Origin of the sequence: Curtobacterium pomorum, from assembly GCF_044497295.1 — a bacterium.
GTDB lineage: Bacteria > Actinomycetota > Actinomycetes > Actinomycetales > Microbacteriaceae > Curtobacterium.
On the sequence record NZ_CP172409.1, the window covers coordinates 1,100,618 to 1,119,577 of the forward strand.

Below are 18,960 nucleotides of genomic sequence, written 5' to 3' on the forward strand. Positions count from 1 at the left end.
CACCCCGACCCACACCGCCACCGCCACCGCAGAACGGGAGACAGAGCATGCCGATCACCAGTGACCTGCGGACCGCCGTGCGCCTGGCCCAGCGGCTGCTCGCCTCGCGCCGGAGCCGCCGCGAACTCGCGCGTCGTCTGCCCTCGGTCGCGGTGCCGGCACCCGGCACGATCGAGATCGCGGTGTACTTCGCCGACGGCCCCGTGAACATGTACCAGGTGCGCCAGTGGTACGCACCGCTGGCCGAACTGGCGAAGACCCACCCGGTCGCGATCATCGCGCGCAGCCCCGGCACGATGACGACGCTGATCGACGAGTCGCCCGTCCCCGCCGTGTACGCCCGCCAGGTCGTCGACCTGGAGCACTTCGTCGAGACGCAGGCGCCGAAGGTGGTGCTGTACGTCAACCAGAACGCCCGCAACTTCCAGATGATGCGGTACGGGCGCATGTGGCACGTCTTCGTCAACCACGGCGAGAGCGACAAGATGTACATGACGACGAACCAGTTCAAGGCCTACGACTACGCGTTGATCGCGGGTGACGCCGCGCGCGGTCGGCTCGCCGAGGCCCTGTGGGACTACGACCTCGACGCCAGGACCATCGCGATCGGTCGACCCCAGGCCGACCACTTCGCCGGCGCTGCCCCGTACCCCGACGACGACCGCACCGTCGTGCTGTACGCGCCGACGTGGGAGGGCGACCGGGGCGCCGCGGCCTACGGGTCGATCGCGTCCCACGGCACCACCATCGTCGAGCAGGTGCTCGCATCGCCCCGGCACCGCCTGGTGTACCGACCCCACCCGCGGAGCGGCGTGCTCGAGCCGACCTACCGCGCCGCGCACGAGCGGATCGTCGCGGCGATCACGGCGGCGAACGCAGCCGACCCGTCCGCCCACCACGTCCACGACACCGGCGGGGAACTCGGCTGGCAGCTGGCGGACGCCGACGTGGCGATCACCGACATCAGCGCGATGATCTACGACCGACTGGCGGTCGGCAAGCCGCTCATCGTGACCCGGCCGGTGTCGCCGGAGGCCGACGTCGACGAGCGCGGGTACCTGAGCGACGCGAACTGGCTGACCGCGGCCGATGCGTCGTCGGTGCTCGCACGGATCGACGCAGCCGTGGGCGACGCCGCCGAGCTCGCCAAGCTGCAGCACTGGGTGGCGCAGTACTTCGGCGACACCACGCCCGGCGCCGCGACGGCCCGGTTCCACGCCGCCGTCGAGTGGTTGCTCGAGCGCTGGCGCACCGTCGCCGCCGAGCGCGGAGAGCGCTGACCCCCGTCTCGACGTGGTCACGGGTGCAGGCCGGGGCCGACGAGTGACATCCGCCAGAGGTACTCGGACCGGTCCGGGCGACGCCAGCGGACGATGACGACGCCGGTGTCCTGCGGATCGGCGCCGAAGACGGCGACGGACAGGTGTCGACCGGGCTCGAGCCGGCGGACCGCCAGTGGTGGGCTGTAGCCGGTGCCCAGGTGCGTGAGGGTGAGTCCGTCGACCGGTTCGTCCCCGGTGTTGACGAGGTCGTAGCGGCGCGGGGCCTGCGAGCGGTCGATGGTGAACGGGACGGCGTACGCGGGTGCTGGGTGGTGCATGGGTGGAACGGTAGGGGGAGGGTCCGACGGTGGGGCCCTGGTGTGGCGCGCGGGCCCCGTCGCTGTGGAGGGGGAGCGTGGTGCCCGGGTTGTGGAGGGGGAGTGCCCCAGCCGTTCAGACGCCGTAGTCGGCCGAGTACTGCGCCAGGGCTTCCTCGATGGTGCCGTCGAGCTGCAGCCGGCCCTTGTCGAGGTACAGGCCGCGGTCGCAGAAGCGGCGCAGGTCCTTGTCGCTGTGGGACACGAAGAACAGCGTCCGGCCGCCGGCCAGGAGCTCCTCGATCCGCTTGTAGCACTTCTCGCGGAAGGCCTTGTCGCCGACGGCGAGGACCTCGTCCACCAGGATGACGGGTTCGTCGAGCCGCGAGATGACCGCGAAGGCGATGCGCACCTTCATGCCGCTCGACAGGTGCTTGTACGGGGTGTCGACGAAGTCCGCGATCTCGGCGAACGCGATGATCTCGTCGAAGGCGGCGCGGATCTCGGCACGCGACATGCCGTGCAGGCCGGCGGTGAGGTAGACGTTGTCGCGGACGGACAGGTCGCCGACGAAGCCGCCGGTGATCTCGATGAGCGGTGCGACACCGGCGCCGACGTCGACCCGTCCCTCGTCCGGCAGCATCACCTGGGCCACGAGCTTCAGGAGCGTGGACTTGCCCTGACCGTTCCGACCGACGACGCCGATCGCCTCTCCGGGGCGGACGTCGAACGACACGTTGCGGAGGGCCCAGAACTCGTCGGCGCGCTTGCGGCGTCCTCGTCCGGCGAAGAGGTCCTTGAAGTTGCGGCTCGCCCGCCGGTTGCGCTTGAAGCAGATGCCGGCGTCGCGCACGGAGATCACCGGGGCGACGGTCTCGGTGCGTCGGGTCTGGTCGGTGGCGGTCATCACAGCTCCTTCAGCACGCGGTGCTCGCTCCGGCGGAAGACCGCGAAGCCGATCACCAGGACGATGCCCGTGATGACCACCGATGCGCCGACCTCGAACCAGTCGAGCTGGCTCGGGAAGAACGCCGCCCGGTACATCCCGAAGATGCCGGTGAGCGGGTTGACCGCGGCGATGGGGCGCAGGGCGTCGGGCAGCGCGTTCGTGCCGTAGATGATCGGCGATGCGTAGAACAGGAACCGCAGGACGAGCTTGGTCGCGCGCTCGAGGTCGCGGAAGAAGACGACGAGCGGGGCGACGATCAGGCCGAGGCCGTACACGAGCGCACACTGCAGCACGATCGCCAACGGGAAGAAGACGACCTGCCAGTGCAGGTGCGCACCGGTCGCGATCGCGAACGCGGCCAGCACCGGCAGGCTCAGCAGGAACTCGATGCCCTTCGACGCGTCGATCCGCGCGACCCAGATGGTGCGGGGGATCGTCGTCGAGCGGATGAGCTTCGACTCCTTGATGAACGCCCGCGTGGAGTCCGAGACGCCGCCCGTGAACCACATCCACGGCAGCAGTGCGGTGAGCAGGAAGACGATGTACGGGTCTTCGCCGACGGAACCGCGGTGGAACACCTGGGTGAAGACGAACCAGTAGATCGCCGACATGACGAGCGGGTCGAGGATCGACCAGACGTAGCCGAGCGCCGAGGTCGAGTACCGGACCCGCAGGTCGCGGACGGTCAGCAACCAGAGGGCATGACGATAGCGCCGACCGGCGCTCCGGGTCGCCGCTGGTGCGGCAGCCGCGGGCACGGTCGGCGCGCTCGCTGTGGTCACGGTTTCCCTTCGGGCGGAACCGCCGAAGGGGTCCTGACGGAGGTTCAGGCGAACAGGTTGTTCGCGCGCTCGAGGTCCTCGGCGAAGTCGATCTCGACCGCGTACAGGTCGGAGATGTCGATCGGGGACCAGCGTAGCCCGTCCTCGGCGATGGCAGCCTCGATGCCGCCCTCGAAGTACTCCTGGTCGTCGACGCGCCCGAGCTGGCGGATGAGCGCCTGCTTGTCGTTCGCCGAGACGTAGTTGATGCCGACGGCTTCGCCGAGCCCACCGACGACCTGCTTGGAGAGCTTGTGGATGAAGCCCTCGGCGTCGACGGTGTACTTGACCTCTTCGTCGGAGACCTTGTCGGTGTTGACGCTGACGAACGAGTGGTCCTCGTCGATCATGTCGGCCGCACGGACGAGCGCCATCGGGTCGAAGACCACGTCGCCGTTCATCCAGAGGACACCGCTCTTGCCGGTCGCCTTGAGGGCGCGGAGCAGGCTCTTCGAGGTGTTGGTGGAGTCGTAGGACTCGTTGTAGACGAAGGACGCGTCGGGGAAGGCCTCGACGATGTGCTCCGACTTGTAGCCGACGACGATCGTCACGCGGGCGCTCGAACCGAACGCGGCGCGGATGTTGTCGAACTGCTGCTGCATGATGGTGCGGCCGTCACTGAGCTCCGTGAGCGGCTTCGGCAGGCTGCGGCCGAGACGGCTCCCCATCCCCGCTGCGAGGATCACGATCTGCGTGGTCATGCTGGTCCCTTCTGGTGTCCGCCCGCGCGCCCTGGGGCACGGGCGGGCCTCGTCGAGTCTGCTCGCGGAACGTCCGAGTTCGCCGAGAACCAGACGCCGCGGACCCGTCGGGCCTGCCGCTGTGCGGTGTCGGAGAGCCCGCCGGAGCAGGTTTCCAAGTGGTGAACACTCCTTCGTGCCCTGGTGAATGATACGGAAACACCCGCTCAAGGGGTAGGTCAGCGGCGCTTCGTACTCATTTCGTGACACTGGAGCAGGCGGTTCCCCGCTGTCCGGAGAGCGTTGGTACGGTTGGGCGATGGCCGCCGGAGCAGACAACGAGGACGTGTACGCCACGACCGACGCTGCCTGGATGACCGAAGCGAGCGACGCCGACGAGCGTGACGCCGCGGCGGGGGACGACGCCGACGACGACGACATGGGGGAACCGGATGCGCGCGACGCCTCCGTTGATGACGAGATGACCGACGACAGCACGGCCACCGACACCACGACCACCGACCCCACGACCACCGAGCCGGAGTCGGCTGCCGCACCCGGTCCGGCGGCGCGTGCCGCGGCAGCGGCCCCGACGACCACCACCGGCGCCCGACCCGCCACGGCGCGCACCACGAAGCAGCGCACCAAGCGACCGGCGAAGGCCGACGGCGCGACCGGCACCGTGCCTCCCGGTCCGACCGCGAGCGACGCGACGTCCGCGACGAACGCGACCGGGGACGCACCGGCGACCGCCGCGCACGAGGCGGACGCGCCGGAGACGGGCGCACCGGAGACGGGCGCAGCGGAGGCGGGCGCCGCGACCGGCCCCGCCGCCAAGAAGCGCGCCCCCCGGGCCACTGCCCCGAAGGCCCCGCAGAAGCAGCAGCCCGTCGTGCTCGCCGCGAACGGCCTCGTCAAGCGGTACGGGCAGACGCTCGCCGTCGACGAGGTCGACCTCGAGATCCGTCAGGGCTCGATCTTCGGCGTGGTCGGCCCCAACGGCGCCGGCAAGACGACCACCCTGTCGATGATCACCGGACTGCTGCGTCCCGACGCCGGTTCCGTCACCGTCCTCGACCACGACGTCTGGGCCGACCCCACGGCCGCCAAGCGGAGCCTCGGCGTGCTGCCGGACCGCCTGCGGCTGTTCGACCGACTCACCGGCGCGCAGCTGCTCTACTACTCGGCCACCCTGCGCGGCCTCGACGGTGCCACCGCGCGCGAGCGCAGCACCGACCTGGCCGAGGCGTTCGGGCTCGGCGAGGCACTCGGCCGCCAGGTCGCCGACTACTCGGTGGGCATGGCGAAGAAGATCGCCCTCGCCGCCACCCTCATCCACTCGCCGCGGGTCCTCGTGCTCGACGAACCGTTCGAGTCGGTCGACCCCGTGAGCGCCGCGACCATCACCGACATCCTGCGCCGGTACACGCGCGGTGGCGGCACCGTCGTGCTCTCCAGCCACTCCATGGAGCTCGTCCAGCGCACGTGCGACTCCGTCGCCATCATCGTCGGCGGCAAGGTGCTCGCCTCGGGCACGATGGCCCAGGTGCGCGGCCGCAAGAGCCTCGAGGACAAGTTCGTCGAACTCGCGGGCGGCCGCGTCGTGGCAGAGAGCATGGAATGGTTGCACAGCTTCTCCGGCTGAGGGCCGACCTGCTCGCGGGCGAGGTCCGCGGCAGCGCCCGCCGGTCCGTGTTCGTCGTGCTCGGCAGTCTCGTCGGACTCCTCGCCGCCGTCTTCGTCGCGACGCAGACGGTCGCACTGCGGTCGGCGGACCCCGACACGGCCCGAGCGGTCACCGTGCCGGTCGGCACGCTCATCGCGTTCGCGTTCACCGTCGTCCCGCTCGTGGTCGGCCGGAGCGACCAGCTCGACCCGCGGCGCTTCGCGGTGTTCGGCATCGGCCGACGCACGCTCGCGGTCGGCCTCGTCGTCGCCGGGCTGATCGGCATCCCCGTCATCGGGGTCGTCGTCGTGGCGGTCGCACAGTCCGTGGTCTGGACGCGGGACGCCGGTACCGGGGTGCTCGCGGTCGTCGGCGGGCTGCTGGCGATCGCCACCTGCGCGCTCCTGGTCCGCGTGTGCTGCACCGTCGGCTCGCGGCTGATCGGTCCGCACCGGTCCCGTGACGCCGGTTGGCTCGTCGCGCTCGTCATCATCGTGCTCGCGATCCCGACGGTGTCGCTGCTGCTCCGCGTCGACTGGCTCGACCCCGAGGGCGCCGAGATGCAGCGCGTCGCGGACGTCGCCGGGTGGACGCCGTGGGGCGCCGCCTGGGCCGTGCCCGCCGAGGTCGCCAGCGGCCACGTCGGGACCGGGTTCCTCAAGCTGCTCGTCGCGATCGCCGTCGTCGCCCTGCTGACCTGGGCGTGGTGGTCGCTCGTCGGTCGCGCGCTCGACACCGTCGACGGTCGCACCCGGACCCGGCGGTACCAGGGGCTCGGCTGGTTCGACCGGCTCGGGTCGACCCCGGTCGCCGCCGTCGCCGCCCGCGCCCTGACCTACTGGGTCCGCGACCCGCGGTACCGCACCTCGTACCTGATCATCCTGTTCGTCCCGCTCGTCGTCATCCCGCTCGGGGTCGCCGGCGTGCCGTGGCACTGGACGGCGCTCGTGCCGTTGCCGCTGATGGCGCTGATCGCCGGGTTCCTGCCGCACAACGACGTCTCGTACGACAACACCGCGGTGTGGCTGCACGTCGCCTCCGGGGCTCCCGGGTGGAGCGACCGCCTGGGCCGCGTCGTCCCGGTGCTCGTCGTCGGTGCGCCGGCGATCGTGGCCGGCTCGGCGCTGTCCGCCTGGTTGTTCGCCGACTGGACGGCGTTCCCGCTCCTGATCGGTGTGAGCGCCAGCGCGCTGCTGTCCGGACTCGGGCTGTCGAGCGTCGTGTCCGTCCTGCTGCCCTACCCGACCGTGCGGCCGGGGGACCACCCGTTCCAGCAGCCGCAGGCCGCCGGGGTGACGGCGACGGTCGCGCAGTCGCTGATGGTGATCGGCATCGTGCTCTGCACCGTTCCGGCCGCGTGGCTCGCGGTGCTCGCCTTCGTCCGCGGCGCCGAGCCGTGGTCGATGCTGACGCTCTCCGTCGGCATCGGGGTCGGCGTGGTCGTGCTCGTCACCGGGATCGTCGCGGGTGGTCGGCTGTTCGACCGACGCGGACCGGACCTGCTGGCGGCGGCGCAGCGCAACTAGCGTTCCGGAGCACGCGCAGGGAGCGCAGCGCGCCCGCGCGCAGACCGTCGTACCCTGGACCCATGAGCATGACGGAACCAGGCGGCGGCCTCGACGTGATGGACCGGGAGCTCGAGAAGCTCCTCGAAGACGAAGCGATCGAACCCGGCGACCACGAGCGGTTCTCGCACTACGTCAAGAAGGACAAGATCCTGCAGTCGGCGATGTCCGGCAAGCCGGTCAAGGCACTGTGCGGCAAGAAGTGGATCCCGGGCCGCGACCCGGAGAAGTTCCCGGTCTGCCCCGACTGCAAGGCCATCTACGAGAAGATGAAGGCCGAGTAGACGCAGCCCGCGCATCGTGAGCAGAAATGGTCGGGTCGCCTTCGGGGACCCGACCATTTCTGCTCACCAAGCGATGCGCAGCGCAGCCGCAGCCCGCTCAGATCACCAGGGTCGGGATCGCGGGGTCGCCGCGACCGATGCGCGCGGCGTCCGCGGGCAGCTCGGCCTTGGCACGCTCGTGGTGTGCCCGAGCGGCTTCGACGCCCTGCACCCCGAGGAACGCCGGGTCCACCTCGCCGCCGGTGACGACGGGCACGAGCAGAGGGCGCTCGTCGGGGCCGACCTGCCCGGCGGTCAGCACGACCTCGGCCGTGGCGACACCGTTGCGCAGGCGACGCCCGGCTTCCTTCCGCCCGCCGATCGAGGCCTTGTCAGCCGACTTCTTCGCCACGGCGACCCAGTCGTCACCGTCGGTGGACTGGTGCGCCACGAGCTTGAAGACCATGCCGGCGGCAGGGTGTCCGGAGCCGGAGACGACCGAGGTGCCGACGCCGTACGAGTCGACCGGGGCGGCCCGGAGCGCGGCGATCGTGTACTCGTCCAGGTCGTTCGTGACGGTGATCTTCGTGCCCGTCGCGCCGAGGCGGTCGAGCTGCGCCCGGACCGCCGCGACGACGGACGGCAGGTCGCCGCTGTCGATCCGGACACCGCCGAGCTTGCCGTCGGTCAGCCGGACGGCGGTCTCGACGGCCTGCTCGATGTCGTACGTGTCGACGAGCAGGGTCGTGCCGTTGCCGAGGGCGTCGAGCTGCGAACGGAACGCCGCTTCCTCGGAGTCGTGCAGCAGGGTGAACGCGTGCGCGGCCGTGCCCATCGTCGGGATGCCCCAGGTGCGGCCGGCCTCGAGGTTGCTCGTCGCGCCGAAGCCGGCGATGTAGGCGGCCCGCGCGGCGGCGACGGCGTTCCACTCGCCGGTGCGGCGCGAACCCATCTCGGCGAGCGGGCGGCCGTCGGCGGCGGAGACCATGCGGGCGGCCGCCGAGGCGATGGCGGAGTCGGCGTTGAACACCGACAGGGCGAGCGTCTCGAGCACGACGGCCTCGGCGAACGTGCCCTCGATCTGCAGGATGGGGGAGTTCGGGAAGTACACCTCGCCCTCGCGGTACGCCCGGACGTCGCCGGTGAAGCGGTAGTCGGCGAGGAACGACGCGGTGCCCGCGTCGATGACCCCGCGGTCGCGCAGGAACCCGATCTCGTCGTCGCCGAAGCGGAAGTCGCCGAGGGCGGTCAGGAACCGCCCGAGGCCGGCGGCCACGCCGTACCGGCGGCCGTCGGGCAGCCGCCGGGCGAACACCTCGAAGACGCAGCGCCGGTGGGCGGTCCCGTCCTTCAGGGCCGCGTCGACCATGGTGAGTTCGTACTGGTCCGTCAGGAGTGCGCTGGTCACCTTGTCGACACTAGTGGCGTGCCGGTGGGGAGGCCCGGATGGGCTCGGGCGCGCAGCCCACGGCGCGCAGGTGGCCGGTCCCGACGTCCGCAGCGAGCGTCGGTACGCTGGTCACCGTGACGGATGCACCGATCGGAGTCTTCGACAGCGGGGTCGGCGGGCTCACGGTGGCCCGCGCGATCATCGACCAGCTGCCGCGCGAGAGCATCCGGTACGTCGGCGACACCCTGCACTCGCCGTACGGCCCGAAGCCCATCGCCGACGTCCGCCGCTACGCGCTCGAGGTCATGGACGACCTGGTCGAACAGGGCGTCAAGGCCCTCGTCATCGCCTGCAACACGGCGTCGTCCGCCGTGCTCCGCGACGCCCGCGAACGGTACGAGCAGGCGTACGGCATCCCGGTGATCGAGGTCATCCAGCCCGCCGCCCGCGCCGCCGTGAAGCAGACCAGGACCGGGCGCATCGGCGTCATCGGCACGGTCGGCACCATCGCGTCGCGCGCCTACGAGGACGCCTTCGCGGTGGCCTCGGACGTCACCCTCGCCCTGGCGGCGTGCCCGCGATTCGTCGAGTTCGTCGAGGCGGGGGACACCTCGTCACCGGAACTGCGCGAGGTCGCCGCCGGGTACCTCGACCCGATCCGCACCGCCGACGTCGACACGCTCGTGCTCGGCTGCACCCACTACCCGCTGATGTCCGCGGCCATCCAGTACGTGATGGGCCCGGACGTCACCCTGGTGTCGAGTGCCGAGGAGACCGCGAGCGACGTCTACCGCCGGCTCGTCGAGCACGGCCTCGAACGCACCACCACGACCGCTCCGACGTACTCGTTCGAGTCGACCGGCGACGACGAGGACGGGTTCCTGCGGCTCGCCCGCCGGTTCCTCGGCCCCGAGATCGTCCGCGTCGGCCACCTCGAGACCGGCGCCATCACGCTGCCCCGTGGGCGGGCCTGAGCGGCGACCAGCCGCTCGCCGCCGCCCGCTCCGTCGAACCGCACCGCGCCTCCCGGCCGGACCGAAAGGACACCATGACCACCCGCATCGACGGCCGCCAGGCCGAGGAACACCGCCCCGTCACCATCGAGCGGGGCTGGAGCACGCAGGCCGAGGGCAGCGCGCTCATCTCGTTCGGCAACACCAAGGTGCTCTGCACCGCCTCGTTCACGAACGGCGTGCCCCGCTGGCTCGCCGGCAAGGGCACCGGCTGGGTCACCGCCGAGTACTCGATGCTGCCGCGCTCGACGAACGAGCGCATGCAGCGCGAGTCGATCAAGGGCAAGGTCGGCGGACGCACCCACGAGATCTCCCGGCTGATCGGACGTTCGCTCCGCGCCGTGGTCGACACGAAGGCCCTCGGTGAGAACACCCTGGTCATCGACTGCGACGTGCTGCAGGCCGACGGGGGCACCCGCACGGCGTCGATCACCGGCGCCTACGTGGCGATGGTCGACGCGATCGAGTGGGGCCGCGGCAAGGGCTTCATCGCGAAGAAGGCCACCCCGCTCACCGACAGCGTGCAGGCGATCTCGGTCGGCATCGTCACGGGCGAGCCGATGCTCGACCTGGCGTACACCGAGGACTCCGCGGCCGACACCGACATGAACATCGTCACGACCGGGTCGGGCAAGTTCATCGAGGTGCAGGGCACCGCCGAGCACGCGCCGTTCGACCGCGACGAGCTGAACGTCCTGCTCGACCTGGGCCTGGCCGGCAACCAGTCGCTCGCGGCGATCCAGCGTTCGGCCCTGGGCCTGGCGTGACGTCCCGCGAGGTGGTGCTGGCCACCCACAACCAGGGCAAGGTCGTCGAGCTGCGCGAGATCCTCGGGTCGGCGCTGGGCGAGGGCGTCGAGCTCGTCGGCTACGACGGCCCCGAACCGGTCGAGGACGGCGACACCTACGCCGCGAACGCCCTGATCAAGGCCCGTGCGGCGGTCGCACACACCGGGCTGCCGGCGCTCGCCGACGACTCCGGCATCGCGGTCGACGCGCTCGACGGCGCCCCGGGCATCCACTCGGCGCGCTACGCGGGCACCCGGTCGGACGCCGACAACATCGCGCTGCTGCTGCAGAACCTCGAAGGCGTCGTGGAGCGCACCGCCGCCTTCGTGTGCGCTGCCGCGTTCGTGACGCCCGACGGGTTCGAGCACGTCGTCGAGGCGGTGTGGAACGGCGAGGTGCTGACCGCGCCCGTCGGCGACGGCGGACACGGCTACGACCCGGTGTTCCGGCCGGACGACGCCGACCGCTCGTCGGCCGAGCTCACCCGCGAGGAGAAGAACGCGCTCTCGCACCGCAGCAAGGCGTTCCGCGGCATCGCGCCGATCGTGCGGGAGCACTTCGGGCGCTGAACCGCCCACCTGTGACGACGACAGGCCCACACCGAACGGTGTGGGCCTGTCGTGTTCGGACCGTTACAGCTGCGGGTCGACGGCGGGCGACTCGGCCTGGTGCTCGTGCTTCTTCGCCTTGCGGGCGTTCCGGATGTAGGTCAGCGCCATCGGCACGACGGTCACCAGGACGGCGGCGAGCAGGATGATGTCGATGTACTCGCGCACGATGTGGGCGACGAACGGGATGTGCCCGATGAAGTACCCGAGGAACGTCACGCCGACACCCCAGACGACGGCGCCGATCGCGTTGTAGAGCGAGTACTTCTTGTAGTCCATGCGGCCGACGCCGGCGGCGATCGGGGCGAAGGTGCGGACGACCGGCACGAAGCGCGCCAGGATCACCGCGAGCGGGCCGAACCGGTGGAAGAACGCGTTGGTCCGCTCGACGTTGGCCTTGGAGAACAGTCCGCTCTCCTTGCGCTCGAAGATCGGCGGACCGGCCTTCTTGCCGATGAAGTAGCCGAGCTCCCCGCCGAGGAACGCCGCGGCACCGATCATCAGTGCCGCGACCCAGATCGGGATGCCGCCGATCTCGCCGCCGCGGTCGAACGCGAACAGACCGGTGATGACGAGCAGGCTGTCGCCCGGGAAGATGAAGCCGATCAGCAGACCGGTCTCGGCGAAGACGATCGCACACACGACGAGCACGGCGACGGCCCCGAAGTGGTCGAGGATGTACTGCGGATCCAGCCATGGGATCAGGGCGAGTGCGACGGAGTGCATGTCTCTTCCGGTCGTGCAGATGCGGTGACGGGAGGGTCACCCGCACGACGAGGGTACCGTTCGCCGATGTCGCGGACGTCCCTCGGCGGTATGAGATGCGCGAGCACGCAACGGTCCGTGCGGAAGGAGGGACTCGAACCCTCACGCCTGGGGCACAGGAACCTAAATCCTGCGTGTCTACCGATTCCACCACTCCCGCGAGCAGCGGCAGTCTACCGATCGGTCCCTGCTCGACGGACGTCGGTGCGTTCGCACGGTGCGCCGGTCGTCACCGGGGGCGGGGTTCCCCGCTCCGTGCACCGCAGTAGGCGCGCGAAGCGGGGAACCTCGCACGGAGTCGCGGAACGCGCACGGTGCGTCGGCCGCGCCCCGTGCAGCGCGCGTCAGCGCAGCTGCCGCGGCAGGTACCGGGGGACGTAGCGCAGCAGCACGCCGGCGCCGATCAGGCCGAGCACGCCCATCACGCCGCTGGCCACGGCGATCGTCGCGACGGCCGTCACCCCAGAGATCACGAGCGGTGCCGCGGCCGACCCGAAGTCGCCGGTGAACCGCCAGGCTCCGAGGAAGGGCGCCGGGTCGTCGCGTGGGGCGAGGTCCGCGCCGAGCGTCATCAGGATGCCGGAGCCCACGCCGTTCGCGAGCGACATGCCCATCGCGATGCCGACGAACCAGCCGACGCGGGCGTCGAGGTGCCCGCTCCAGGCGAGCAGGAAGTAGCTGATGCTCAGCCCGAGCATGCAGGGGAGCGCACTCGCCAAGCGGCCCCAGCGGTCCATGATCTGGCCGCTCGTGTAGAACAGCGCGAAGTCGACGGCGCCGGCGATGCCGATGACCAGTGCCGCCGTCGAGTCGTCGAGCCCGACGCTCACCGCCCAGAGCGGCAGGATCACCTGGCGTCCGGCACGCATGGCGCCGATGAGCGCGGCGCCGCTGCCGAGCCGCAGCAGGACGGCGCCGTTCGCGCGGATGGTGCGGAAGAGCCCATGCGCCTCCTTCTCGACGAAGACCGCTCCGGTGTCGGTGGACGGCTCCGTCACGCCGGTCGCGTCGGACCCCGACCGGGAGGCCCGTGGCGGCATCCGCAGACCGCGTGCGCCCGTCGCCGGGTCGCGCAGCACCAGGAGCACGGTCGCCGCCGCCAGGCAGCACACGACGTGGATCCAGAAGGCGCTGGCGGTGGTGCCGGTCAGGTGGATCACGCCGGCGGCGAGGAACGGCCCGACGAAGTACCCGAAGCGGAACACCCCGCCCAGGCTCGAGAGCGCCCGAGCGCGGATGCGGACGGGGATCGCCGTGGTCATGTAGGCGTGCCGGGCCAGTGCGAACACCGCGGTCGAGACACCGACCAGGAACACCCCGAGCGCCAGCACCCACGCGTTCGCCGCGGTCGTGCAGACGACGAGTCCGCCGACCGACACCAGGGCGGCGCCGATCATGGCGTTCCGCTCGCCGATCCGGGCGACGACGATGCCGGACGGCACGTCGCCGATGAGCTCGCCGACCAGGATGAGGGACGCGACGAAGCCCGCGAACGCCAGGGTCGCGCCGAGGGAGTCGGCGGCGATCGGGATGATCGGGATGATCGCGCCCTCGCCGATCGCGAAGAGTGCCGCCGGCAGGAACCCGGACAACAGGACGGACCGGAAGTCGAATGAGTCGTTCCCCGTCGTGGCCATCGCACGACAACGGTACGCCAGCGGTACCGCTTCGTCGGCGGGTTACCCTGGAGGCATGCGTGTTCTGGCGGCGATGAGCGGTGGGGTCGACTCGGCGGTGGCTGCTGCCCGGGCGGTCGACGCCGGGCACGACGTGGTCGGGGTGCACCTGGCGTTGAGCCGGATGCCGGGCACGCTCCGCACCGGCAGCCGCGGGTGCTGCACGATCGAGGACTCGATGGACGCCCAGCGCGCCGCTGCGGCCCTCGGCATCCCGTACTACGTGTGGGACTTCTCGGCCCGGTTCAAGGAGGACGTCGTCGACGACTTCGTCGCCGAGTACCAGGCCGGCCGCACCCCGAACCCCTGCATGCGGTGCAACGAGCGCATCAAGTTCGCCGCCCTGCTCGAGAAGGCCCTGGCACTGGGCTTCGACGCCGTCGCGACCGGGCACTACGCCTCGATCGTCACCGGACCGGACGGCTCGCGCGAACTGCACCGGTCGGCCGCGTGGGCGAAGGACCAGTCCTACGTGCTCGGGGTCCTGACCGCCGAGCAGCTGCAGCACGCGATGTTCCCGCTCGGGGCGACCCCGTCGAAGGACGAGGTCCGGGCCGAGGCCGCCGAGCGTGGCCTGACGGTCGCGCAGAAGCCGGACTCGTACGACATCTGCTTCATCCCGGACGGCGACACCCGCGGCTGGCTGGCGGACCGCGTCGGCACCGCGCCCGGCGAGGTCGTCGAGCGTGACGGCACGGTCGTCGGCTCGCACGAGGGCGCGACCGGCTACACCGTCGGTCAGCGACGGGGCCTGGCCCTCGGTCGCCCGGCGCCGGACGGCAAGCCGCGCTTCGTACTCGAGATCCGCCCGAAGGACAACACCGTCGTGGTCGGCCCGAAGGAAGCCCTCGCCGTCACGTCGATGTCGGGCTCGCGCTTCACCTGGGCAGGGACGGCCCCGGCCGACCCGGCGACGCCGTTCGCCTGCGACGTGCAGATCCGCGCGCACGCCGACCCGGTGCCCGCGACCGCGCGGGTGCAGGACGACGTGCTCGTGATCGACGTCGACGAGCCGCTGCACGGGGTCGCTCCCGGGCAGACGGCCGTGGTCTACGTCGGCACGCGGGTGCTCGGACAGTGCACGATCGACAGCACCGTCAGCGCCGTCCCCGTCGGCGCCTGACCCCGCCGCTCCCGGGCAGCGGGCTCGCTGCACGCCGCGTCGGTGGCAGGCGGTAGAACTGATGGCATGAGCGAGACCGACGCCACGTTCGAGACCATCGACCCCGACGGGCTCGACGCCGCCCAGGCCGGGCGCGAGGTCGACCGGCTGCGGGCACGGATCAACGAGCTGCGACAGGCCTACTACCAGGGCGAGAACGGTTCGCCCGAAGCCGACGCCGACTACGACGTGCTGGTCCGGCGGCTCGACGCGATCGAGCAGCGCTTCCCGGAGCTCCTGACCGAGGACAGCCCGACCCAGACCGTCGGCGGCCAGGCGCAGACCACGCAGTTCGCGCCTGTCGAGCACGCCGAGCGCATGCTCTCGCTCGACAACGTGTTCAGCCCGGACGAGCTCACCGAGTGGGCCGTCAAGGTGCAGCGCGACGCCGGTGCCGAGCGCGTCCGCTTCCTGACCGAGCTGAAGATCGACGGCCTCGCCATCAACCTGCGCTACGAGCACGGCCGGCTGGTGTCGGCGGCCACCCGCGGCGACGGCGTGGTCGGCGAGGACGTCACCGGCAACGTCCGGACGATGGGCACGATCCCGGACCGCCTGTCCGGCACCGGCCACCCGCCCCTGGTCGAGGTCCGCGGTGAGATCTTCTTCCCGGTCGCCGAGTTCGACGAGCTCAACGCGAACCAGCGCGAGGCGGGGGAGCGGGTCTTCGCCAACCCGCGCAACGCCGCCGCCGGGTCCCTCCGCCAGAAGGAAGAGGGCAAGTCCGAGGCGAAGCGCGCGCTCATGGTCGACCGGCTCCGGCGGTTGCGGATGCTCGTGCACGGCATCGGCGCGTGGCCCGTGCGCGAACTCGAGCAGGAGACCGACGTCCGCTCGCAGTCCGAGGTGTACGAGCTGCTCGAGACGTGGGGGCTGCCGACGAGCAGCCACTACCGGGTCTTCGACACCATCGACGAGGTGAACGCCTTCGTCCGCTCGACGGGTGACCGCCGTGCCTCGGTCGAGCACCAGATCGACGGCGTCGTCATCAAGGTCGACGACCTCGCCCTGCACGAGGAACTCGGCTCGACGTCGCGGGCGCCCCGGTGGGCGATCGCGTACAAGTACCCGCCGGAAGAGGTCCACACGACGCTCACCGACATCGTGGTGAGCGTCGGCCGCACCGGTCGTGCGACGCCGTTCGCCGTGATGGCCCCGGCCGAGGTGGCCGGCTCGGTCGTGCGCCAGGCCACCCTGCACAACCAGCAGGTCGTCAAGGCGAAGGGCGTCCTGATCGGCGACACCGTCGTGCTGCGGAAGGCCGGCGACGTCATCCCCGAGGTCCTCGGACCGGTCGTCGACCTGCGCGACGGCACCGAGCGCGAGTTCGTGATGCCGACGCACTGCCCGGAGTGCGGCACCGAGCTCGCCCCCGCGAAGGAAGGCGACATCGACCTCCGCTGCCCGAACGCGAAGAGCTGCCCGGCGCAGGTCCGCGGCCGTGTGGAGCACATCGCCTCGCGCGGCTCGCTCGACATCGAGGGCCTCGGCGAGGTCGCTGCCGCAGCGCTCACGCAGCCGCTGCACCCGGAGACCCCGCCGCTCGTGACCGAGGCCGGGCTGTTCGACCTGACGATGCAGGACATCGTCCCGATCGAGGTGATCGTGCGCGACGCCGAGACCGGCATGGAGAAGGTCGACGACGCCGGCGCACCGAAGCGCGTGACCCCGTTCAGCCGGGCGCGCAAGAAGACCGACCCGCCGTTCGACGCCGACGCCCGCGGTGCCGACTACACCGGCGAGCCGAGCCGCTACCCGTCCAAGAACGCGTTCGAGATGCTCGCGAACATCGACGCGGCCAAGACGAAACCGCTCTGGCGCATCATGGTCGGGCTGAGCATCCGCCACGTCGGACCGGTCGCGGCGCGGGCGCTCGCGAACCACTTCGGTTCCCTCGACCGGATCCGCGCCGCCTCGCGCGAGGAGCTCGCCGCGGTCGACGGTGTCGGCGGGATCATCGCCGACGCCCTGCTCGCGTGGTTCGAGGTCGACTGGCACCGCGAGATCATCGACCGTTGGACGGCGGCGGGCGTGCAGTTCACCACGCCGGACCACCCCGGCCCCGGCGGTGCTGCGGTCGAGGGCGGTGTCCTGAGCGGTGTCACGGTCGTGGCCACCGGATCGCTCGAGGGGTACACACGAGAAGGTGCGCTGGAGGCGATCATCACCGCCGGGGGCAAGGCGGCGTCGAGCGTGAGCAAGAAGACCGACTTCGTGGCCGCGGGCCCCGGGGCCGGTTCGAAGCTCACGAAGGCCGAGCAGCTGGGCCTCCGGATCATCGACGCCGAGCAGTTCCACCTGCTCGTGACCCAGGGCCCGAGCGCGCTCCCCGAACCCGAGGAGACCACGGCCGAGGGCTGAGCCCGACCGCGAGCACGCCGGCGACGTGTCCGCACGCCGCGGCGCGCCGTCCGACGCACCCAGTTCGGGGGACAAGTTGCAACGCGCATGACCGATCCTCGGGCTTTCTCCTTACACTCGACAGAGCATCACCCGTCGTCTGCAGGGGGACGGCGGGACGGCCTTCCAGGGGGAGACCCGATTGCTGCTCATCGCCGCGGCTCTGCTCACCGCCTCGATGCACTCGCTCGGAGTGATCGAGGCCCCCGTCGCGCCTCCGTCCGACGCCACCACGGCCACCGTGACGGTCGCGCTGGTCTCCGAACGCGACTCGGTGCCCCAGCCGGTCATGACCGGGGGACAGATCGACGTCGACGCGGTCGCGACCGCGCACGGACGTGCCTTCCTCGACGACCTCCGCACCCTCGGCGCCGGTGACCTGCGCCGTGCCGCGGACGACCGACGCGTGGTGGCGACCGCACAGGACGACCCGCCCGCCGCGGCCGTCGTCGCGCAGTGGTGGGCGGGGCTCGACGCCGGCGAACAGGACACGCTCCTGGCGCACGCGCCGTCGATCGTCGGCAACCTCGAGGGCGTGCCCTACGCCGTGCGCGACCGGGCGAACCGGTCGACCCTGGCCAGCGGCCTCGCCGACCACGACACGAGTGCCGCCCACGCCGCGATGCTCGGACAGGTACGGGACTCGCTGCGGCGCGAGCCCGGTGACCCGCAGCGGTTCCTCGTCACGCTCGACACCCGGGCAGCGGGACGAGCGGCGATCAGCATCGGCGACCTCGACACGGCGGCGGACGTCACCCTCATCGTGCCCGGGATGTTCTTCACCGTGACGGGGCAGATGGCCGACTTCACGAACACCGCCAACGACCTGGCGAGCGAGCAGGCGACCCTCGCACCGCTGGCAGCCGGTGGCTCCGGTGACGGGTCCGGCGTCGCCGTCGTGGCGTGGATGGGCTACCGCACGCCCGACCTGTCGAACATCATGTCGCTCAGCCTCGCCGACACCGGAGCACAGCGACTCGAGCGCACCGTCGACGGTCTGCGGCAGATCCGCGACGGCGACCAGCCCCGGCTGAACATCGTGGCGCACTCCTACGGGTCGACCATGGCGCTCATGGCGCTCGCCTCCGGACGGATGAGTGCCGACACCCTCACCGTCCTCGGGTCGCCGGGCAGCGACGTCCGGTCGTCGGCGGAGCTGGCCGTCGCCTCGGACGAGGTGTTCGTCGGCGTCGCGCACAGCGACCCGATCGCGGGGTCCGGGTACTACGGCACGGATCCCGGCGGTGCGTCCTTCGGCGCCACCGTGATGGACCTGGCCGGCGGGGCCGACGCGCTGGCCGCCGGCGACCTGTTCCGCCGTCCGGTCGGGCACAACGACTACCTCAAGCCCGGGACCGCGTCGCTGCACGACGTCGCCCTGATCGGCGTCGGCCGCGGCGACCTCGTCCGCGAGCAGGTCCGACGTGGCAGCACCGGTGGCGACGGCGTCGTCGGGGCGTCGATCGACATGTACCTGGTCCGTCCACAGGACCTGCAGCCGCGCGACTGACGCGGTGCGGCTCCGGGCGTGACCGGATCGTGACCGGTGGCCGACGTGCCGGGCGTGCGCCGGGCCTCCCGGTCGGATCCGCGACCGCGCGCGGATCGCGACCCGCGTCGGGTGGTGCCTGAGCG

The 18,960-nt window shown here is 71.5% G+C and carries 17 protein-coding genes and 1 tRNA gene; 10 read left to right on the plus strand and 8 right to left on the minus strand.

The genetic code is table 11. The features are described from left to right. Positions 1–47 precede the first annotated feature (47 nt). Positions 48–1,280 (plus strand): CDP-glycerol glycerophosphotransferase family protein, encoded by a 1,233-nt coding sequence (locus ACGH48_RS05310; protein WP_396290465.1) that lies wholly within the window; start codon positions 48–50, stop codon positions 1,278–1,280. 17 nt (positions 1,281–1,297) lie between these two features. Here the strand turns inward: ACGH48_RS05310 and ACGH48_RS05315 are convergent, their stop codons facing one another. The 4 genes from ACGH48_RS05315 to ACGH48_RS05330 all read right to left on the minus strand — a co-directional run bounded on the left by ACGH48_RS05315 (position 1,298) and on the right by ACGH48_RS05330 (position 4,050). Continuing rightward, positions 1,298–1,600 carry a hypothetical protein gene (locus tag ACGH48_RS05315; protein ID WP_123313361.1) on the minus strand — a complete coding sequence of 101 codons (303 nt, stop codon included), beginning with the start codon at positions 1,598–1,600 and terminating at the stop codon, positions 1,298–1,300. A gap of 115 nt (positions 1,601–1,715) precedes the next feature. Beyond that, entirely contained in the window at positions 1,716–2,486 is a 771-nt protein-coding gene (locus ACGH48_RS05320) for an ABC transporter ATP-binding protein (protein ID WP_123313362.1), read from the minus strand. After that, the gene (locus ACGH48_RS05325; protein WP_396290468.1) at positions 2,486–3,310 is read right to left on the minus strand and encodes an ABC transporter permease; all 825 of its coding nucleotides are present in this window, start codon (positions 3,308–3,310) and stop codon (positions 2,486–2,488) included. The genes ACGH48_RS05320 and ACGH48_RS05325 overlap by 1 nt, the downstream gene beginning before the upstream one ends. A 44-nt stretch (positions 3,311–3,354) precedes the next feature. Further along, a complete protein-coding gene (locus ACGH48_RS05330; protein WP_111085011.1) occupies positions 3,355–4,050 on the minus strand; it encodes an NTP transferase domain-containing protein in 696 nt (231 codons plus the stop codon). A gap of 298 nt (positions 4,051–4,348) precedes the next feature. Between ACGH48_RS05330 and ACGH48_RS05335 the strand changes: the two genes are divergently transcribed. The 3 genes from ACGH48_RS05335 (at position 4,349) to ACGH48_RS05345 (ending at position 7,544) form a co-directional block, all read left to right on the plus strand. Then, entirely contained in the window at positions 4,349–5,674 is a 1,326-nt protein-coding gene (locus tag ACGH48_RS05335) for an ABC transporter ATP-binding protein (RefSeq protein ID WP_396290470.1), read from the plus strand. Further along, positions 5,650–7,221 (plus strand): ABC transporter permease, encoded by a 1,572-nt coding sequence (locus tag ACGH48_RS05340; protein ID WP_396290472.1) that lies wholly within the window; start codon positions 5,650–5,652, stop codon positions 7,219–7,221. The genes ACGH48_RS05335 and ACGH48_RS05340 overlap by 25 nt, the downstream gene beginning before the upstream one ends. Positions 7,222–7,283: 62 nt before the next feature. Further along, complete coding sequence (locus ACGH48_RS05345) at positions 7,284–7,544, plus strand: DUF3039 domain-containing protein (protein ID WP_123313364.1); 261 nt, start codon at positions 7,284–7,286, stop codon at positions 7,542–7,544. 97 nt (positions 7,545–7,641) lie between these two features. Here ACGH48_RS05345 and ACGH48_RS05350 read toward each other — a convergent pair whose 3' ends face one another. After that, positions 7,642–8,892 (minus strand): nicotinate phosphoribosyltransferase, encoded by a 1,251-nt coding sequence (locus ACGH48_RS05350; protein WP_396291102.1) that lies wholly within the window; start codon positions 8,890–8,892, stop codon positions 7,642–7,644. 155 nt (positions 8,893–9,047) lie between these two features. Between ACGH48_RS05350 and murI the strand changes: the two genes are divergently transcribed. The 3 genes from murI to rdgB all read left to right on the plus strand — a co-directional run bounded on the left by murI (position 9,048) and on the right by rdgB (position 11,283). Continuing rightward, positions 9,048–9,887: a glutamate racemase gene (gene murI / locus ACGH48_RS05355; protein WP_396290475.1), complete on the plus strand. Its 840-nt coding sequence runs from the start codon at positions 9,048–9,050 to the stop codon at positions 9,885–9,887. Between the two features lie 74 nt (positions 9,888–9,961). Continuing rightward, positions 9,962–10,693 carry a ribonuclease PH gene (gene rph, locus ACGH48_RS05360; RefSeq protein ID WP_123313366.1) on the plus strand — a complete coding sequence of 244 codons (732 nt, stop codon included), beginning with the start codon at positions 9,962–9,964 and terminating at the stop codon, positions 10,691–10,693. Beyond that, complete coding sequence (gene rdgB, locus ACGH48_RS05365) at positions 10,690–11,283, plus strand: RdgB/HAM1 family non-canonical purine NTP pyrophosphatase (RefSeq protein ID WP_396290478.1); 594 nt, start codon at positions 10,690–10,692, stop codon at positions 11,281–11,283. The genes rph and rdgB overlap by 4 nt, the downstream gene beginning before the upstream one ends. A 63-nt stretch (positions 11,284–11,346) precedes the next feature. Here rdgB and ACGH48_RS05370 read toward each other — a convergent pair whose 3' ends face one another. The 3 genes from ACGH48_RS05370 to ACGH48_RS05380 form a co-directional block, all read right to left on the minus strand. Then, positions 11,347–12,048: a DedA family protein gene (locus tag ACGH48_RS05370; RefSeq protein WP_123313368.1), complete on the minus strand. Its 702-nt coding sequence runs from the start codon at positions 12,046–12,048 to the stop codon at positions 11,347–11,349. A gap of 118 nt (positions 12,049–12,166) precedes the next feature. Next, positions 12,167–12,247, minus strand: a tRNA-Leu gene (locus tag ACGH48_RS05375). 184 nt (positions 12,248–12,431) lie between these two features. Next, positions 12,432–13,724, minus strand: coding sequence for an MFS transporter (locus ACGH48_RS05380; RefSeq protein ID WP_340197389.1), 1,293 nt, complete (start codon positions 13,722–13,724; stop codon positions 12,432–12,434). Between the two features lie 55 nt (positions 13,725–13,779). Between ACGH48_RS05380 and mnmA the strand changes: the two genes are divergently transcribed. The 3 genes from mnmA (at position 13,780) to ACGH48_RS05395 (ending at position 18,835) form a co-directional block, all read left to right on the plus strand. Further along, entirely contained in the window at positions 13,780–14,886 is a 1,107-nt protein-coding gene (gene mnmA / locus ACGH48_RS05385) for a tRNA 2-thiouridine(34) synthase MnmA (protein ID WP_123313370.1), read from the plus strand. Between the two features lie 66 nt (positions 14,887–14,952). Beyond that, complete coding sequence (gene ligA, locus ACGH48_RS05390) at positions 14,953–17,286, plus strand: NAD-dependent DNA ligase LigA (RefSeq protein WP_123313371.1); 2,334 nt, start codon at positions 14,953–14,955, stop codon at positions 17,284–17,286. Between the two features lie 181 nt (positions 17,287–17,467). Further along, entirely contained in the window at positions 17,468–18,835 is a 1,368-nt protein-coding gene (locus ACGH48_RS05395; protein ID WP_396290482.1) for an alpha/beta hydrolase, read from the plus strand. Positions 18,836–18,960 lie beyond the last annotated feature (125 nt).

What these genes read in the sequence shown, in the direction of transcription:
- ACGH48_RS05310 (WP_396290465.1), top strand. Translation starts at nt 48, where the DNA reads ATGCCGATCACCAGTGACCTGCGGACCGCCGTGCGCCTGGCCCAGCGG.
- ACGH48_RS05315 (WP_123313361.1), bottom strand. Translation starts at nt 1,600, where the DNA reads ATGCACCACCCAGCACCCGCGTACGCCGTCCCGTTCACCATCGACCGC.
- ACGH48_RS05320 (WP_123313362.1), bottom strand. Translation starts at nt 2,486, where the DNA reads ATGACCGCCACCGACCAGACCCGACGCACCGAGACCGTCGCCCCGGTG.
- ACGH48_RS05330 (WP_111085011.1), bottom strand. Translation starts at nt 4,050, where the DNA reads ATGACCACGCAGATCGTGATCCTCGCAGCGGGGATGGGGAGCCGTCTC.
- ACGH48_RS05335 (WP_396290470.1), top strand. Translation starts at nt 4,349, where the DNA reads ATGGCCGCCGGAGCAGACAACGAGGACGTGTACGCCACGACCGACGCT.
- ACGH48_RS05340 (WP_396290472.1), top strand. Translation starts at nt 5,650, where the DNA reads ATGGTTGCACAGCTTCTCCGGCTGAGGGCCGACCTGCTCGCGGGCGAG.
- ACGH48_RS05345 (WP_123313364.1), top strand. Translation starts at nt 7,284, where the DNA reads ATGAGCATGACGGAACCAGGCGGCGGCCTCGACGTGATGGACCGGGAG.
- ACGH48_RS05350 (WP_396291102.1), bottom strand. Translation starts at nt 8,892, where the DNA reads ATGGTCGACGCGGCCCTGAAGGACGGGACCGCCCACCGGCGCTGCGTC.
- rph (WP_123313366.1), top strand. Translation starts at nt 9,962, where the DNA reads ATGACCACCCGCATCGACGGCCGCCAGGCCGAGGAACACCGCCCCGTC.
- ACGH48_RS05370 (WP_123313368.1), bottom strand. Translation starts at nt 12,048, where the DNA reads ATGCACTCCGTCGCACTCGCCCTGATCCCATGGCTGGATCCGCAGTAC.
- ACGH48_RS05380 (WP_340197389.1), bottom strand. Translation starts at nt 13,724, where the DNA reads ATGGCCACGACGGGGAACGACTCATTCGACTTCCGGTCCGTCCTGTTG.
- mnmA (WP_123313370.1), top strand. Translation starts at nt 13,780, where the DNA reads ATGCGTGTTCTGGCGGCGATGAGCGGTGGGGTCGACTCGGCGGTGGCT.
- ligA (WP_123313371.1), top strand. Translation starts at nt 14,953, where the DNA reads ATGAGCGAGACCGACGCCACGTTCGAGACCATCGACCCCGACGGGCTC.